Below are 15,397 nucleotides of genomic sequence, written 5' to 3'. Positions count from 1 at the left end.
AGGCTTACGTGTTTACATTTTCTGCATTAATTTATGATGGCTATAAACAACAACTGGTGAAGGGTGATTATGAAGATAAAAACCAGTTCGACGCGTACCTGAATGCGAAGTTCGGTGTGCATGTTTGTATGTGGACTGCCAAAGAGCCTACGCAACGAGTGATTGATGCTATGCTACATGCTTCTCTTATTGCTAAAAATACTGCATCAGAAAATCAAAACCTTAAGGCCAAGTATTAGTGAATATAGTGTCACCCTGTATTGCCAACTGTAAGCTAGACGCCGATGATGTATGCACCGGTTGTAAGCGCACCATCAAGGAAATCACTAGTTGGTCGAGCTACAGCACACAGCAAAAACAAAACGTCCTTATGCGCCTACAAGCCCAAAAGTTGGACACACGCTCAAGTTAAGGTTGGACAGTCACTCAAGTTAGAGTCGGACAGTCACTCTAAATACACAATTTCCTATCGAAACTTAAATAGCATGGTCTTATAACCCGCACTTTGCTACACTCTCGCGCCCATTTTAACCACTCAGTTTTAGCGAAATTTAGTTATGAAAATCATGCTGGCGCCTATGGAAGGTGTTGTCGACCATTTAATGCGAGATATGCTTACCCATGTAGGTGGGTTCGATCAGTGTGTAACTGAGTTCGTTAGAGTAGTGGATCAAAAGCTTCCTAATAAAACCTTCTACAAGCTATGCCCCGAGCTACATAATGGCGGCAAAACCCCTAATGGCGTTCCAGTGCGTGTCCAATTATTAGGACAGCATCCGCAATGGTTGGCAGAAAATGCTTATACTGCGGTTGATTTGGGATCGCCAGGTGTAGATTTAAATTTCGGTTGCCCTGCAAAAACCGTTAACAAAAGCAAAGGCGGTGCGGTTCTTTTAAAAGAAACCCAAGCGTTATACGACATCGTAAAAGCGGTACGCGATGCGGTACCCGCCTCACAACCTGTATCAGCAAAAATTCGCTTGGGCTTTGAAGATAAATCGCTCGCTGTAGAAAATGCTATCGCCATCACGGAAGCGGGCGCGTCTGAATTAGTAGTACACGCCAGAACAAAAACGGAAGGCTATAAGCCACCAGCCTACTGGGAATGGATTGCTAAAATAAAGCAAAATACCAATATTCCACTAGTGGCAAATGGTGAAATTTGGAATGCAGAAGAAGCTCAACGTTGCCAAGAGCAATCAGCCTGCACCAATTTAATGGTGGGTAGGGGAGCGCTTGCTATGCCAAACCTAGCAAGGTGTATTCAAAACGGCGAACCGCCGATGGCATGGAAAGATGTGGCCGCATTGCTTATTCGCTATTCAGGCTACGAAATCTACGGTGATAAGGGTAAATACTATCCCAATCGAATAAAGCAATGGTGTGGCTATTTAAAAAGACAGTACCCCGAAGCTGAATTGTTGTTTAACGACATCAGACGCTTATCAAAATCACAAGAAATTGTAGATGTGTTAGCCAAACAAGCTTCTCACTAGGCTATTAAGGTATAATCGCTTCGTTCCTTGTTAATTTCGCGTTATAAATTCAAGCCTGAAAATTTATTGAAGATACCTTCTGGCATTCGTAATATTTGGCTTTCTGCCATATTCACAAGCAGATGCAAACACACAAATTCGCTCTGCAGAGCCGATAGGGCCTGTGAATTTTCTTTCTAGTTTGGTTGAAAGGGTAATCCAAGACTTACCAGAAACCTTAAGCCTGTCTAAGATGGGCTTAATTTTCTGGGGAATAGCACCTTTCTTATCTGGGCGCATAATGCGACCTGTTTCATCAACCAGTACTAAGTAATCGGTTAAATTAAAGGGTAGGCTACTCTCATTAACAGGAACTTGATCGTTAAATGGCATAAGCCGAGCAGGCACTTTGTTAACTTTCAAAGCATTAATTCTGTACTGAATACTGGTGAAGTGGGACTGCTCTGGAGTGTTGGCTATATTGGCTCGGATCGGATTTAAATCGGTATAGGCCATGGTTGCTGCAAGCGCATTTTCAGACAATATCGCTTGGCTTTTAAATCGGCGCTCCCAAAAGTAGCCTGAACATTCGTCTTCTCTATTCGCTTTTCGAGCAATAAACTCATTTAATAGCCGCATAAACCAACTCAAGCTATACAAGCGATGACGGTAAATCTCACTTAATTCTTCAACTTTTTGAAGCTCTACTTCAGATAATGAACTACGGGTCTCTTCATCAAGATAACGTTGGACTATTGAAGGGCACCGGTAAAAATTTTTCCAGCGAAGTAACACTTCATCCATGCTCCAATGTTCAGCTCTGGCCTTTGCGATATGAACCACAATGTGAGTATGGTTGTGCATTACGGCATAGGCACAAAGGTCAATGGCAAAGGTTTTAGTGAGCTTGTGTAGCCTATCTACAATCCACTGCCTGCGATGATTGTAATTTTTGCCTGTGCTGGCATCAACGCCACAGAGGAAGGACTGCCGCACACAACGTGATGTGCAGTGATAATAAGGTGTGACATCTAAATTAACTTGCTTGTATCGAGGTAGCGGCATTTCCATATCTCCGAGTAATTCGGAAATGATTATGCTGGAAATGCGTTAATAAACTACTGTGCTTAGGGCGGGTTTTATCGCTAAACGTAGGTATCTATACGCGAGCCCACTCGACTGTCTGTAGCAGGAGCCGCTTCTTGCGTCTGCTGGGGCGCACTTACTTCAGTTTGCTGGCTTGCACGTTGTTGAACCTGTCGTTGTGGTTCTTGTTGTGGCGACTGAAGTACATTCGATACTGGCGTTGACGTTGATGATGAAACGTCCATAACAATCTCCAAATTAAGCTGTCATTTGTTCTAGCGTTTTACATGTAAGGTTAAAAGCATAGCACAGGTTAACGGTTGTTTAAGATTAAAGGTGTCAATTTTTCGAACATAAAATCGACAATCATTGGTTGTGCTTCTGCGTTAGGATGAATACCATCACGTTGCATTAAGTCTTTATGAAGTGCTATGTCCTCAAGAAAAAAAGGAATTTTTGTAACTTCATGTTGCTCTGAGACAGTCTCAAAAGTGTCGCTAAACATTTGTGTATAGCGTTTACCGTAATTAGTGGGTATTTGCATATCTTGCACAAAAACGACGGTATTGTCTGATTTTGCTATCCTGACAATTGCGCTCAAATTGTCCCTAATCTTATTGATACTGTGCCCTTGAAGGCCATCGTTACCACCAAGTTCTACTAAAATGTGACTTGGAGTGTGTTGTTCAATTAACCTTGGAAGCCTAGCTAAACCGCCATCAGTGGTCTCACCGCTCACCGCAGCATTTACAATATCGATCGATATATTCTCGTCACGCCAGCGTTTTTGTAACAAACTCACCCAACCTTCTTGTTGATCTAACCCGTATGCAGCAGATAGGCTGTCACCTAGAATCAGTAATTTAGCTGAATTATTAGGGACGATGGTATCGGTCTGATCTGATAATGCAGATAACGGTATTAATAAAAGCAGTGTGAACAAAACGGCGCTGCGAAAACGATAAATCACGAATTGATGACCCCTATATGATTAAAACATCCAAAGTAACTAAGTCTGTAAGTACGAGCGAAGGTACGCTTGAGATCCTTCATCCTATCTCTTTTGAAGTCAAGTCTGGTGAGTCCGTTGCCATTATTGGTGCGTCAGGTTCAGGAAAATCTACTCTATTAGGGCTGCTTGCTGGCTTAGATGAAGTCACCCAAGGAGAAATTCATCTAGATGGCGAACCATTACATACTATGGATGAAGAGGCTCGCGCTGTGTTGCGAGGTCAAAAAGTAGGCTTTATATTTCAAAGCTTTATGTTAGTGCAAAGTTTAACGGCCATTGAAAATGTAATGCTGCCGGCTGAAATCGCAGGTTTAGACAACCCTAAGCAGATGGCGACTAAGATCCTCGAACAAGTAGGTATTGGTCATCGCGCGAGTCATTACCCAAATCAACTTTCAGGTGGTGAACAGCAACGTGTTGCTATTGCGCGGGCTTTTATTACGTCTCCCAAAATTCTTTTTGCTGATGAGCCGACCGGAAACTTGGATGCAACAAACAGCCACAAAGTAGAAGATCTTCTTTTTGCGCTGAACCGAGAGAAAGGTACAACATTAGTGCTGGTTACCCACGATAACGAGCTTGCCGATAGGTGTGACAGGCAGTTAACCATGCAAGCGGGTGAATTGACTGAGTCTACCGTAGTATCGCCGATACAGTGTACAGAGGCCGTATAAATGAGCACGACATCGACCTTGGCATGGCGATTGTTTCGTCATGAGGCGAAACGCGGAGAGTTAACCATTATCCTATTGGCAATTGTGTTGTCGGTAGGAGCCGTATTGTCACTGTCACTATTTAGTGAGCGGTTACAAGGCGCCTTAAAGGAGCGCTCAGCGGCATTTATCGCAGCTGATGCGCAGTTACGCTCTGATACCCCCATTGATGAGGCTTGGTTACAACAGGCGCGTGATGAAGGGCTTAACACTGCAAAGCAGGTGACTACTCGGTCGATGGTGTTTCATCGTGACGAAATGTCGCTGGTAGACCTTCGAGCTGTTAATGAGAATTATCCACTAAAGGGCACGGTTAATACCACAGATGTGCCTTTTGGACAGAAGAAAGCGGCTACAGGTTTGCCCAAGCCAGGTGAAGTGTGGCTGCAGTCTCTGTTATTTCAAACGCTGAAGCTTAGTTTAGGAGACAGCATTGAAATAGGTGATGCTGAATTTACTGTAACCAAAGTACTGGTTGATATTCCTGATGCAGGATTCAGTGTATTTAACACCGATCCCATCGCCCTTATTAGACTGTCCGATTTGGATGCAACGGCTATAACCGGGCCTGGCAGTCGAGCACGTTACGTGGGCTATTTTGAAGGCGAAAGTAGTGCTATTAGCACTTTCTACGACTGGCTAACCCCTAGTTTGCAAGATGATTTACATAACTGGCGTACAGTTGAAGATGACGAATCAGCCATTGGTCGTTCGGTAGCCAGTGCTGAACGGTATTTTTTATTGGCGAGTTTACTGGCCATAGTACTTGCCGCGGTTTCCATTGCGGTGGCAGCTCAGCGTTATAGTCAACGTCATTTCGACCCCGTCGCTATCATGAAAACACTCGGTGCGACAAAGCAGGTTATTCGCCGAATCTATCTTTTTCAAATTCTATTTATTACCGGGCTAGGCATTATTATTGGATTAATAATGGGCTTCATTGGCCAGCAAGTTGTGGTGTGGTTAGTTGCTGAACAAGTTGATGTGGCGTTATCTATTTGGCACTGGCGGCCAGTGCTAATTGCGGTTTTCACTGGGGCTACCTGTTCATTGTTATTCTCGCTTTACCCATTGATGCAGTTGTTTTCAATTCCTCCACTGCGGGTGCTTCGTCGTGATTTAAGCACCAATTTGCGTTCAAGAACTATCCAATACGTTGCATCGGGTGGCGCTATTTTTCTACTGATGTGGATTTATAGCCAAGATTTGATGATCAGCCTTATTTTGTTTGGCTCTGGCGTGGTATTAGTTACTGGTTTGCTAGGCGCAACCTTTTTGCTGATTGCAGCGGGACGCAAATTCGGCTCAGGTAAAATGGGGCCGTGGCAGCTTGCTTGGGCGCGAATTAAACGCCGTTCAATGGAAAATAGTGTTCAACTGATTAGCTTCTCAGTCACTATCATGTTGTTACTTGTAGTACTGGTTATGCGCAACGACATGGTATCGCAGTGGCGTTCTCAATTACCTGAAGGTACACCGAATTACTTTTTGATTAATATAACTGGCGATCAAAAAACAGAATTGGACACACACTTCAAATCAAACGGAATTACCATCGAAGAGTTTTACCCTGTGATACGAGGGCGCTTCGTTGCAGTGAATGATGACAGTGTAAATACCGAAGTGTCTAAAGAGGAAGATTCGAATACTGAAGGTAGACAAGGACTTGGACGTGAAGCGAATTTAACTTGGAGTAATTCGTTACAAAAAGAGAACGAAATTACCAGTGGTGAATGGCACGGGGATAACTCTGATGCATTAGGCGAAGACGTATTTGCCGTTTCAGTCGAAACGGACGTAGGCGAGCGACTTGGCATTGAGTTAGGCGATATGCTGACATTCAATGTGGGCAGTGAAATCGTTAAAACTAAGGTTACAAGTTTTAGAAAAGTGAACTGGCAAACCATGCAGCCTAACTTTTTCTTTGTTATTCAACCTGAGGCCATGGCGTCGTTCAATCCCACTTACATCACCAGCTTCTATCTACCCGAAGCACAGAAATCACAACTAACCACGTTGTTAAAGCCATTTGCGTCTATCACTATGTTTGACGTTGATGCGCGAATTAACCAGCTAAGAGATATTGTCAATCAAGTGTCTGTGGCCATTGAGTTTATCTTAGTATTGGTGCTTGTGGCAGGCAGTTTAGTGTTAATTGCCCAAGTTCAAGCCTCCATGGATGAAAGACGACAAGAGTTGGCAATTTTAAGAACGCTTGGGGCGAAAGGCAGTTTAATTCGCAAAAGCGTGGTGTTTGAGTTTCTAATCATCGGCGTGGTTGCAGGTTTCATGGCAGCGCTCGCCAATGAGCTTAGCTTGTATATGCTGCAAACCAATGTGTTCCAAATGACCGCAAGTCTACACTTTGAGTATTGGGTTATTGCGCCGATTGTTGGTGCAATTGTGGTAGGCGCGTTAGGGGCAATTGGATGCTGGCGCTTGCTTACGTTAAATACATCAGCACTGCTGAGGAAGATGGTCTAAGGGCTTTATAGCCAATAAGAGTTAAGAAAAGCCGTTTTAAAATGTGAGTAAATTAGACAGTCACTCAAGTGAGTGTTCTATTTCGCTTAAGATGGTCGTGCAAGCCAACCTACAAATTATTGGACACACACCCTAATTCGAGTGTGTGTCCAATTTCATTTAAAGTTAAATGTAATCTCTTAGATGAAATTTGAGTGTGTGTCCAATTAAGTGAAGTTGACTCAGTGCAAATAAGCTTCACTACTTATAAATTGCTTCAAGCGCACCTTGTAATGTAGGGAAGGTAAACGTGTAGCCTGAGGTAACGAGCTTTTCAGGTAGCACCTTTTGCCCTTTTAGTATCATGTCAGAAGACTCTCCCATAGCTATCTTCAGAACGAAGCCCGGTACGGTAAACAAACACGGTCTTGAAAGCGCTGCTGCTAATGTCTGCGAGAAATCTTTATTAGTCGAAGGTGATGGAGCTGTAAGGTTAAACGGCCCATGGCAGCTGTCATGTTCAAGTAGATATGCAATAGCCGATACCATGTCATCAATGTGGATCCATGATAAATACTGATCGCCACTGCCTATTTTACCGCCTAAGCCTAGTTTGAAGGGTAGTGCCATTTTTTCCAATGCCCCACCATTTTTAGCTAACACTACACCGGTTCTAAGCGTACATACACGCGTTTCGCTGCGAGCGACAGACGTTGCGATAGCTTCCCATTTGGCACAAAGGTCGTGGGTGAACTCTTCGTGGGGGGGCGTTTGCTCGGTAACATCAACACTACCTTTACTGCCATAAAAACCAATGGCCGAACCAGAAATAAATACTGGTGGTGGGGTGCTCGCACTATTAATTTTTGCCACAAGTTTAGATGTAATATCCCACCGGCTATCGCAGATTCTCTGCTTTTGTGTGTCTGTCCAACGTTTATCGGCAATGGGTTCGCCAGCTAAGTTGATGATGGCATCGAAAATTCCAATATCATCAATGTCACTCACCTCTGAAACAAAAGCCACATCGTCACCCAACTGTTGCTTAGCTTTTTGGGGGGCTCTTGTTATGACAGTAAACTGATGCTCGTTTTTAAATTTATTAATAAACGCGCTACCGATAAGGCCAGTGCCGCCTGACATTAAAATTTTCATACAATATGCCTATAAGAGAGTTAGCAAAATGCCTATATAAGTGCCTACATAAGTGCTTATAAAAAGTCCTGAACAACGCTCAACCGGTTTTATTACACGAAAGCGTTAGCGACACCGAGTCAGAAAATCGCAGTGCATGAGGCTTATCAACCTCTACTTCGGCGTAACGGACTGATGAATGTTCAGCAGCTAAACTTAATACGTCAGCAGTGAGTTTTTCGAGCAATGAAAATCGGTTGTCTTCTACCAGCTTTATGATGGCCTTGGTAATCACCTTATAGTTTAGCGCGTCTTCCATGTTGTCGCTGTCTGTCGCTCTTTGGGCATCGTAATCAATTTTCACATTAACGATAACGTCTTGTTTATTGATGATTTCATCTTCGTTAATACCAATATAAGTTCTCAATCTCAGGTTTTTAATTTTAATTGTGGCTAAGTTGAAGGTCATTGTGTTCTCGTATTTGTAGTTATGTATAAGTCACTGTAAAGTGTTTGAGTTTTTTATTAGGAATGATGCACAAAAATGTCCATGGAATTGCGCTCACCCATAGCGAAAGTACTTGTTGTTCTCGCTTGTTTAGTTGTTGTCATGGCGGGTATAAAGTCCGCTAGTACAATTATGGTACCTTTTTTCTTATCAATATTTATTGCTATTGCGTGTAGCCCAATCATTCATTGGACCGGACGTTTTGGCGTGCCTAAATGGCTTTCTATCACCTTAGTAATACTATTAATACTAGTCTTTGGATTTCTTCTTGCTGGCCTTGTAGGACAGTCTATGACGGAATTTAGAGAAAATCTTCCAGAGTACCGGGCTAAGCTTGATACCGAATTTTCGTGGATTATAGAAAAACTCGCACAATACAATATTAACGTTAACCAAGAGCTAATTGCCACACACTTAGACCCCGCCACCGCGATGTCAGTCGCGACCAATTTTATTAGCGGTATGGGCGGCGTATTGTCGAACTTGTTCCTTATATTGTTAACGGTTATTTTTATGTTGTTTGAGGCAGACAGCATTCCAAAACGTCTTCACATTGCATTGTCAGACCCTGACATGAAATTAAAGCACATCGACCGTTTCATTCGTTCAGTAAATAGCTATTTGGCTATTAAAACAGTGGTGAGTTTAGGGACGGGGTTAATTATCGGTACGTGGCTTTATGTGATGGGTATCGACCATTTTCTATTATGGGCTGTATTGGCATTCATGCTGAACTTCATCCCTAACATAGGCTCAATAATCGCTGCACTTCCCGCTGTACTTATTGCGTTTGTTCAATATGGTTTGGCGTCAGCAGGCATGGCGGCATTGGGCTTTTTGTTAGTAAATACCATTATGGGCAATATGGTAGAGCCAAGGTTGATGGGCAAAGGAATGGGGCTATCTACCTTAGTGGTGTTTTTATCTCTTATTTTCTGGGGATGGTTATTAGGTACAGTTGGAATGCTGTTATCTGTGCCACTTACGATGGTAGTGAAAATAGCACTAGAGTCTCGAGAGGAAAGCCAATGGCTTGCGGTGTTGTTGTCTAGTGCGGGCGATAAAAAAGAAAGAGCTTAAACCGGGAACTTCACAATAAAGCGAGCGCCGCCAATAGGGGCGCGCTCGATAAGCAGTTTACCTTGGTAGATGGCAACAAGGTCGCTTACCAAGGCCATGCCAATTCCTTGTCCGTCTGCGTAAGTATCTAATCGAGTACCACGCTCTAACAGTGCTTGTTTCTTATCCGAAGGGACGCCGGGGCCATCATCATCAATGGTCAACACCGCCCAGTTTCCTTCGTTGATTAGCGTAACCAATACCTTCGAGTCTGCAGCCTTACAGGCGTTATCTAACAGGTTACCTACCATTTCCATAATATCGGTTTCGTCAGCCTTTATGGCGACCTTGTTAATGGCTTCAATCGTTATCGACAATTGTTTATGCTGATATACTTTATCCATGGCGTTAGCCACTTTTTGTGTGATAGGTAACAGAGGGATAGCCGCTTGCCACCCGGTTTTACCCGCACTAGCACGTTTTAATTGGCGTTGAATGATCTGGTCAATTTGATTTAAAGATTCAACGGCTTGCTCAGGAAGCTTCTTAACCCCTAAAGCCACGGCTAGTGGTGTTTTTAAACTATGAGCAAGGTCGCCCAAGCTATTTTTATAACGAGCTCGCTGCTGAGATTCAGATTCAATCAGCTCATTAATTGACTGTTTTAATGGATTAAATTCGACAGGGTAGTGCGCATCAAGCTGTTGTTTCTGGCCGGTAGAGGTAAGGGATATTTCGCTAATAAGTTTTCTTACTGGCATAAGCACAAGGCTGATCCCCACTATTATCAGTACAAGCAAACCGAGGGATAAGATAAGTAGCCAACGCCACACCACAGATATAAAGGTTTCTCGCTCTTCATCAAACAGGTGCTTATTATTGAAAATGTAAAAACGGACTGGTTCGAAGTTGCTCTCTGAGGCAAATTCGGCGGTAAACGCGTAGGCGAAATAATCTGTATTGCCGTCGAAATTGGCCGTGTAAGATTCAACGAAGAGCTCGTTACCTACATTGACGTTAAGATTTGGGGCAGGCAAGGTGTAATCTAATGCTGAAGCTGACTGCCATACAACGTGGCCACGAAAAACAATCACACCTAAGTAACCAGAGCCAGGTAAGTTAAGTTGCTCTTCGTATAAAATCTCAGGCATGAAGGGAATATCGCCGTCTAGCTCAAAAGCCGAGAGCAACCCTAGGTTCATGAGTCGAAGTTCACTCATCTTGGCCTGGGTTAAACTAGTGGTATAGGCGTCATCTAAAATAACCACAGTCAGCGGTGCAAAAAGGGCAAGTACGCCCATCGCTAATAGAATGCTCCGTATTCTCAGCGACAATTGTTTCATCGGTTATGCTTCATAGATTGCGGTTAATCCTATATCCACGCCCTCGAAGGGTTTCAATGGGCTTGAAGCTACCTTCAGGATCTAGCTTTTTACGCAACCGGCCAACAAAAACTTCAATCACGTTACTATCGAGATCAAAATCTTGATCGTAAATATGCTCAGTTAACTCTGTTTTCGAGACCACTTTCTGCGGGTTCAGCATCAAGTATTCCATGACTTTGTATTCATACGCAGTCAATTCAAGAGGGGCATCATTGACGGTAATTTCTTCTGCGACTGTGTCCAGCGAAATAGGACCGAACTGTATGACAGGGTTTGCTTGGCCAGAGGCGCGACGAATTAGTGCTTTAACCCGTGCCAATAACTCTTCATTGTGAAAAGGTTTAGTAAGGTAATCATCAGCTCCTGCGTCTAACCCTTCGACTTTTTCCTGCCAGCGATCACGAGCAGTTAAGATAAGTACGGGACAGCGGATGTCTTCCTGCCTTGCTTTTCGGATAACTTCGAAGCCATCCATTTTAGGTAAGCCGATATCGATGATAGCTAAATCGTAAGCATATTCATTGAGTTGATAAAGCGCATGCTCGCCGTTGTCGGCCAAATCTACACTATAGCCATGTTGCTGTAGTAGGCTGTCAAGCTGGGTTAGTAGGCGGCTGTCGTCTTCAGCAATGAGTATCCGCATGTTAATCCTTTGAATTTTTCTTAGATGTCTTCACTTTTCCAGAGCGCTTGTCTACGTCAACAGAGACTACACGGCCCGACTCCTTTAAAACTTTAACGCGGTACTTCTGGTTAGTTTGGCTTACACGAAGTACACGTCCAGCTTCGACCTGACGGGCACGTTCCACAGCTTGGCTCTTGCTTAATTCGCCACTCTTTTCCTGCTGCGCAAAGGCACTACCACCACTGCATATAAACAGGGTTAGCACTAAAGCCACCGCGCGAAGTGTGTTCACCATATATCCTCACCAAAAAAGCAGGCAAAGCCCGATAGATATCTAGTATATAGACCGGAGCTGAACCATTACTGAATGTCTGTATAAGTCTACCTTGCTAAATTGAGCGTGTACATAAAGCCTTAGTATCAAGCCTGAAGTGCAAGAGTGAATGTGGGACAGTCACTTAAGTCTACAAGAAATTCAACTAACTACTGAATTGGACACACACTCAAGGTTTAAGTTTATAGGTGACAGAAGCCACTCACGTTTGAGTGACTGTCCAACTTTTTCTTAAGTTAAAGTGTGTGTCCAATGTTAGTTCTCAATTTTAGTTGGTGTGAAAAACTTACTGTAAGAGTGAATAGGTTATAGGTACTAGTACGAAATGCTTTACGTTTTTACAGGGTGCCTTGTTTGTAAATCCCTTGTATGGCCTCGTCTGTAGTGATTAATGTTCTTTCTGGCACGTAGTGTGAATTGTAATGAGGTAAGTTTATTTTAATTGTATGCAACGGAGGGAGTATGTCGCACGATATTAAAACGGCAATGTGGGAAGCTATGTCTAGCAGCCCAAATGTAATGGTAAGTCTTACTGGTAAAAATACGCACTCTGAGCCAATGCGTGCCCAGCTCGATAAGCACGCTAATAGCGAATTTTGGTTTTATACCACCAAGGATAATCGTATCGCTGAAGGTGGTGAAGCAATGGTACAGTTTTCGTCGAAAGGCCATGATGTATTTGCATGCATCCGAGGAACTTTAGTTCAGGAAACTCGCCAAGACATTATCGATAAGTATTGGTCTAACGGTGTTGAGGCATGGTATGAGAAAGGTAAGGACGATCCTAATCTACTTATGCTGCGATTTAATTTGGCGGATGCCGAAATCTGGGAAGCAGACCCTTCTCTTAAAGGGATGTTTAAATTGATGACGGGCAAAACCATTTCACCAGATGAAATGGGTGAACACGACAAAGTTACATTGTAGCTAAAACAGTTTGGATGAGTGTGTGTCCAACTAAGTGTTTCCAACTAAATGTCGGTAGGTAATAAGTGCTAATTAGCCAGCGGAACGCATAATTGGAGTGACTGTCCAAATTTAAAAATGGTTTGGATTTGAGTGTGTGTCCGATTTAGCGTTTGTCCAATTTAGCGTTTGTCCAATTTAGCGTTGCACACAAAAAAGCCTGAAAGGAATGTGTCAGCATTTCTCTCAGGCTTTTTTATTGGCGAAAATCGAAGCTCATTGCTTGATTAACGTATTTTCCACAAAGGGCTTAAAAGCTTGCCATAGCGCCTTTACTCGTTATAAAACCATAAATAGGCGCAGCTCAATCACCGCTAAGGAAGCACTTTCTTATATGGCTTAACCATTACGCTTTCGTAAACGCCCGCTTCAATGTAAGGGTCGGCATCTGCCCACGCTTGCGCCGCTTCTAGCGATTCAAACTCTGCAACCACCAATGAACCGGTAAAACCTGCTGGGCCAGGATCTGGGCTGTCGATAGCGGGGAAGGGGCCAGCTATCACTAACCTGCCTTCATCCTTTAACGTATTTAAACGCGCTAAATGTGCAGGGCGGGCCGCTAAACGATTTTCTAAGCTATTTGCTACATCGGTAGCGCAAATCATATAAAGCATATTATGACACCTAATCCTTAATCTTTAGCAGTAGCCGCTTTCATAGACTGAACAAACTCACCTAATGCACTTAGCATCGCATTATTGTCGTCTAAGTTTGCCGCAATTAAGTTCACTGTAGCGGAGCCCGAAATAGCACCTGCTGCACCAGCATCAATAGCCGACTTAACTTGTGCTGGCGTAGAAATACCAAACCCAAGTAATGGGGGGGCACACTTGTGTGCTGTTAGTCGTGCAATCAACTCTGCGGCAGGAATTTCAACCGCAGTTTCAGCGCCAGTAACCCCAGCTCTACCTAACAAGTAGGTATAGCCTTTCGAATATTCACCAATTTTTTCCATGGTTTCATCGGTTGCATTCGGTGGAGCTATCAAAATTTGTGAAATGCCATTGGCATCTGCCGCTTTTTGAAATGGCGCAGCTTCGCGGATAGGAACATCAGCAACCAAAATAGAATCGACACCTGCATCACTGGCTTTTTTGTAAAAACCATCGATTGATTGTGCCATTACTAAATTACTGTATAAAAGCAAACCAATAGGAACTTGTGGGTACTTACTACGAACGCGAGCCAGTAATTCAAAACAATTGGCTACTGAAACCTTACTTTTATGGGCACGAATACTAGCGGCTTGAATAGTAGGGCCATCAGCGATTGGATCTGAGTAAGGGATACCCAATTCCAAAGCATCGGCACCACTTTCTACTAATTGGCAAATAATCGCTTCAGATTGCGCTAAGTCAGGGTCGCCTATCATTACGAAGGGAACAAAAGCGCCTTCATTTTTTGCGTCTAGGCGCGCAAACATTTCTGCATATCTTTCCATTACAGTTTGTCCCCTAAAATTTTGGTTACGTGAGCCAAGTCTTTATCACCACGGCCAGATAAGTTCACCACAATAATGGTTTCTTCTTCTGCTTCGTCGGCCATATTTAATGCGTGTGCAAGGGCGTGTGAAGACTCAAGCGCAGGAATAATACCTTCTTTGCGTGCGAGTAATTGGAACGCGTTAAGGGCTTCTTCATCGGTAGCTGCAACGTACTCAGCACGGCCTGTTTCAGCTAAATAAGCATGTTGAGGGCCAACTGCTGGGTAATCTAATCCGGCAGAAACTGAGTAGCTCTCTTCAATCTGACCTTCATGGTCTTGCATAATGAAGGTGTAAGCGCCGTGCAATATACCTTTGGTCCCGGTCACAATAGTGGCGCCGTGCTCTTTGGTGTGCACCCCTTTACCGGCAGGCTCAACACCCACAAGTCTTACAGAAGGTTCGTCGATGAAATCAGCAAACATGCCAATGGCATTTGAACCACCACCTACACAAGCCACAACAGCATCTGGCAAACGGCCTTCTTTTTCTAAAATTTGTGCACGGGTCTCTTCGCCAATCATGCGGTGGTATTCACGTACGATTGTTGGGAATGGGTGAGGACCTGCAGCCGTACCTAACAGATAATGTGCTGTATCGTAATTAGCAGACCAATCACGCATGGCTTCGTTTACCGCATCTTTGAGTGTGCCAGAGCCAGCATTTACCGGAATAACTTCTGCACCCATTAGCTTCATACGGAAAACGTTAGGCGCTTGACGCTCTACATCTTTAGCACCCATATAAATACGGGCTTTTAGGCCTAATAGTGCGCATGCTAACGCAGTAGCAACGCCGTGCTGGCCAGCGCCAGTTTCTGCAATCACTTCGGTTTTACCCATACGCTTTGTTAAAAGCGCTTGACCCAATACTTGGTTGGTTTTGTGGGCACCACCGTGAAGTAAGTCTTCACGTTTAAGGTACAATTTTACCTTAGGGTTGCTCACCAAATTGCGGGTTAGCGTCATCGCTGTTGGGCGACCTGCGTAATCTTTTAATAACCCCAAAAACTCTTTATTGAAGCTAGGATCATCTTTCGCATCTAGAAACGCTTTTTCTAGTTGGTCCAGTGCAGGAATAAGTAGTTCTGGCACATACATGCCACCGAACTCTCCAAATTTTGTATCTAATTGATTCATGCGTTGTCCTAAGTG

Annotated in this window: 18 protein-coding genes; 7 read left to right on the top strand and 11 right to left on the bottom strand. The window is 43.7% G+C overall.

Translation table 11 applies throughout. The features are described 5' to 3' along the window. Window positions 1-8 precede the first annotated feature (8 nt). From J8L84_RS03590 to dusC, 3 genes are all read left to right on the top strand, one after another. Complete coding sequence (locus tag J8L84_RS03590) at window positions 9-239, top strand: hypothetical protein (protein ID WP_211069493.1); 231 nt, start codon at window positions 9-11, stop codon at window positions 237-239. Then, the gene (locus J8L84_RS03585) at window positions 239-412 is read left to right on the top strand and encodes a DUF1289 domain-containing protein (RefSeq protein ID WP_211069492.1); all 174 of its coding nucleotides are present in this window, start codon (window positions 239-241) and stop codon (window positions 410-412) included. Before J8L84_RS03590 ends, J8L84_RS03585 begins: the two co-directional genes overlap by 1 nt. Window positions 413-557: 145 nt before the next feature. After that, window positions 558-1,496, top strand: a complete 939-nt coding sequence (gene dusC / locus J8L84_RS03580) for a tRNA dihydrouridine(16) synthase DusC (protein WP_211069491.1) — start codon at window positions 558-560, stop codon at window positions 1,494-1,496. A gap of 63 nt (window positions 1,497-1,559) precedes the next feature. Here dusC and J8L84_RS03575 read toward each other — a convergent pair whose 3' ends face one another. From J8L84_RS03575 to J8L84_RS03565, 3 genes are all read right to left on the bottom strand, one after another. Continuing rightward, window positions 1,560-2,546, bottom strand: coding sequence for a hypothetical protein (locus J8L84_RS03575; RefSeq protein ID WP_247670542.1), 987 nt, complete (start codon window positions 2,544-2,546; stop codon window positions 1,560-1,562). 74 nt (window positions 2,547-2,620) lie between these two features. Further along, on the bottom strand, window positions 2,621-2,806 hold the full coding sequence (locus J8L84_RS03570; protein WP_057792825.1) for a hypothetical protein: 186 nt from the start codon (window positions 2,804-2,806) through the stop codon (window positions 2,621-2,623). Window positions 2,807-2,874: 68 nt separating this feature from the next. Beyond that, window positions 2,875-3,531, bottom strand: a complete 657-nt coding sequence (locus tag J8L84_RS03565) for an arylesterase (protein ID WP_211069490.1) — start codon at window positions 3,529-3,531, stop codon at window positions 2,875-2,877. 17 nt (window positions 3,532-3,548) lie between these two features. On the opposite strand from J8L84_RS03565, the gene J8L84_RS03560 reads away from it, so the two are divergent. Both J8L84_RS03560 and J8L84_RS03555 read left to right on the top strand, forming a co-directional pair. Then, window positions 3,549-4,247: an ABC transporter ATP-binding protein gene (locus J8L84_RS03560; protein ID WP_211069489.1), complete on the top strand. Its 699-nt coding sequence runs from the start codon at window positions 3,549-3,551 to the stop codon at window positions 4,245-4,247. Further along, on the top strand, window positions 4,248-6,770 hold the full coding sequence (locus tag J8L84_RS03555) for an FtsX-like permease family protein (RefSeq protein ID WP_211069488.1): 2,523 nt from the start codon (window positions 4,248-4,250) through the stop codon (window positions 6,768-6,770). 240 nt (window positions 6,771-7,010) lie between these two features. Here the strand turns inward: J8L84_RS03555 and J8L84_RS03550 are convergent, their stop codons facing one another. Then, window positions 7,011-7,904, bottom strand: coding sequence for a TIGR01777 family oxidoreductase (locus J8L84_RS03550; protein ID WP_211069487.1), 894 nt, complete (start codon window positions 7,902-7,904; stop codon window positions 7,011-7,013). A 79-nt stretch (window positions 7,905-7,983) separates the two neighbouring features. After that, window positions 7,984-8,352: a dihydroneopterin triphosphate 2'-epimerase gene (gene folX, locus J8L84_RS03545; RefSeq protein ID WP_057792815.1), complete on the bottom strand. Its 369-nt coding sequence runs from the start codon at window positions 8,350-8,352 to the stop codon at window positions 7,984-7,986. Window positions 8,353-8,427: 75 nt separating this feature from the next. On the opposite strand from folX, the gene J8L84_RS03540 reads away from it, so the two are divergent. Next, window positions 8,428-9,471: an AI-2E family transporter gene (locus J8L84_RS03540; RefSeq protein ID WP_211069486.1), complete on the top strand. Its 1,044-nt coding sequence runs from the start codon at window positions 8,428-8,430 to the stop codon at window positions 9,469-9,471. On the opposite strand, the gene J8L84_RS03535 is transcribed toward J8L84_RS03540, so the two are convergent. The 3 genes from J8L84_RS03535 to J8L84_RS03525 are packed head-to-tail and all read right to left on the bottom strand — an operon-like array spanning window position 9,468 to window position 11,755. Further along, complete coding sequence (locus J8L84_RS03535; RefSeq protein WP_211069485.1) at window positions 9,468-10,793, bottom strand: ATP-binding protein; 1,326 nt, start codon at window positions 10,791-10,793, stop codon at window positions 9,468-9,470. The genes J8L84_RS03540 and J8L84_RS03535 overlap by 4 nt on opposite strands. A gap of 10 nt (window positions 10,794-10,803) precedes the next feature. Then, window positions 10,804-11,478, bottom strand: coding sequence for a response regulator transcription factor (locus tag J8L84_RS03530; protein WP_211069484.1), 675 nt, complete (start codon window positions 11,476-11,478; stop codon window positions 10,804-10,806). 1 nt (window position 11,479) lies between these two features. After that, the gene (locus J8L84_RS03525; RefSeq protein ID WP_211069483.1) at window positions 11,480-11,755 is read right to left on the bottom strand and encodes a PepSY domain-containing protein; all 276 of its coding nucleotides are present in this window, start codon (window positions 11,753-11,755) and stop codon (window positions 11,480-11,482) included. 501 nt (window positions 11,756-12,256) lie between these two features. Here J8L84_RS03525 and J8L84_RS03520 point away from each other — a divergent pair. Beyond that, the gene (locus J8L84_RS03520) at window positions 12,257-12,721 is read left to right on the top strand and encodes a pyridoxamine 5'-phosphate oxidase family protein (RefSeq protein WP_211069482.1); all 465 of its coding nucleotides are present in this window, start codon (window positions 12,257-12,259) and stop codon (window positions 12,719-12,721) included. 353 nt (window positions 12,722-13,074) lie between these two features. On the opposite strand, the gene J8L84_RS03515 is transcribed toward J8L84_RS03520, so the two are convergent. Genes J8L84_RS03515 through trpB form a run of 3 tightly spaced genes read right to left on the bottom strand, consistent with a single transcriptional unit; the run spans window position 13,075 to window position 15,382 of the window. Continuing rightward, complete coding sequence (locus tag J8L84_RS03515; RefSeq protein ID WP_211069481.1) at window positions 13,075-13,374, bottom strand: YciI family protein; 300 nt, start codon at window positions 13,372-13,374, stop codon at window positions 13,075-13,077. Window positions 13,375-13,391: 17 nt separating this feature from the next. Further along, complete coding sequence (trpA, locus tag J8L84_RS03510) at window positions 13,392-14,201, bottom strand: tryptophan synthase subunit alpha (protein WP_211069480.1); 810 nt, start codon at window positions 14,199-14,201, stop codon at window positions 13,392-13,394. Next, window positions 14,201-15,382: a tryptophan synthase subunit beta gene (gene trpB / locus J8L84_RS03505; protein ID WP_061997530.1), complete on the bottom strand. Its 1,182-nt coding sequence runs from the start codon at window positions 15,380-15,382 to the stop codon at window positions 14,201-14,203. Before trpB ends, trpA begins: the two co-directional genes overlap by 1 nt. Between the last annotated feature and the right edge of the window lie 15 nt (window positions 15,383-15,397).

Origin of the sequence: Alteromonas sp. MMG017 (assembly GCF_018100795.1) — a bacterium.
Taxonomy (GTDB): domain Bacteria; phylum Pseudomonadota; class Gammaproteobacteria; order Enterobacterales; family Alteromonadaceae; genus Alteromonas.
The sequence above is the reverse complement of the archived record's forward strand: the minus strand, read 5'-3'. Positions and strand labels throughout refer to the sequence as shown.

Bases quoted from the DNA above. Each gene is read 5' to 3' on its own strand.
- dusC (WP_211069491.1), top strand. From the start codon at position 558: ATGAAAATCATGCTGGCGCCTATGGAAGGTGTTGTCGACCATTTAATG.
- J8L84_RS03575 (WP_247670542.1), bottom strand. From the start codon at position 2,546: ATGGAAATGCCGCTACCTCGATACAAGCAAGTTAATTTAGATGTCACA.
- J8L84_RS03570 (WP_057792825.1), bottom strand. From the start codon at position 2,806: ATGGACGTTTCATCATCAACGTCAACGCCAGTATCGAATGTACTTCAG.
- J8L84_RS03560 (WP_211069489.1), top strand. From the start codon at position 3,549: ATGATTAAAACATCCAAAGTAACTAAGTCTGTAAGTACGAGCGAAGGT.
- J8L84_RS03555 (WP_211069488.1), top strand. From the start codon at position 4,248: ATGAGCACGACATCGACCTTGGCATGGCGATTGTTTCGTCATGAGGCG.
- J8L84_RS03550 (WP_211069487.1), bottom strand. From the start codon at position 7,904: ATGAAAATTTTAATGTCAGGCGGCACTGGCCTTATCGGTAGCGCGTTT.
- folX (WP_057792815.1), bottom strand. From the start codon at position 8,352: ATGACCTTCAACTTAGCCACAATTAAAATTAAAAACCTGAGATTGAGA.
- J8L84_RS03540 (WP_211069486.1), top strand. From the start codon at position 8,428: ATGTCCATGGAATTGCGCTCACCCATAGCGAAAGTACTTGTTGTTCTC.
- J8L84_RS03535 (WP_211069485.1), bottom strand. From the start codon at position 10,793: ATGAAACAATTGTCGCTGAGAATACGGAGCATTCTATTAGCGATGGGC.
- J8L84_RS03530 (WP_211069484.1), bottom strand. From the start codon at position 11,478: ATGCGGATACTCATTGCTGAAGACGACAGCCGCCTACTAACCCAGCTT.
- J8L84_RS03525 (WP_211069483.1), bottom strand. From the start codon at position 11,755: ATGGTGAACACACTTCGCGCGGTGGCTTTAGTGCTAACCCTGTTTATA.
- J8L84_RS03520 (WP_211069482.1), top strand. From the start codon at position 12,257: ATGTCGCACGATATTAAAACGGCAATGTGGGAAGCTATGTCTAGCAGC.
- J8L84_RS03515 (WP_211069481.1), bottom strand. From the start codon at position 13,374: ATGCTTTATATGATTTGCGCTACCGATGTAGCAAATAGCTTAGAAAAT.
- trpA (WP_211069480.1), bottom strand. From the start codon at position 14,201: ATGGAAAGATATGCAGAAATGTTTGCGCGCCTAGACGCAAAAAATGAA.
- trpB (WP_061997530.1), bottom strand. From the start codon at position 15,382: ATGAATCAATTAGATACAAAATTTGGAGAGTTCGGTGGCATGTATGTG.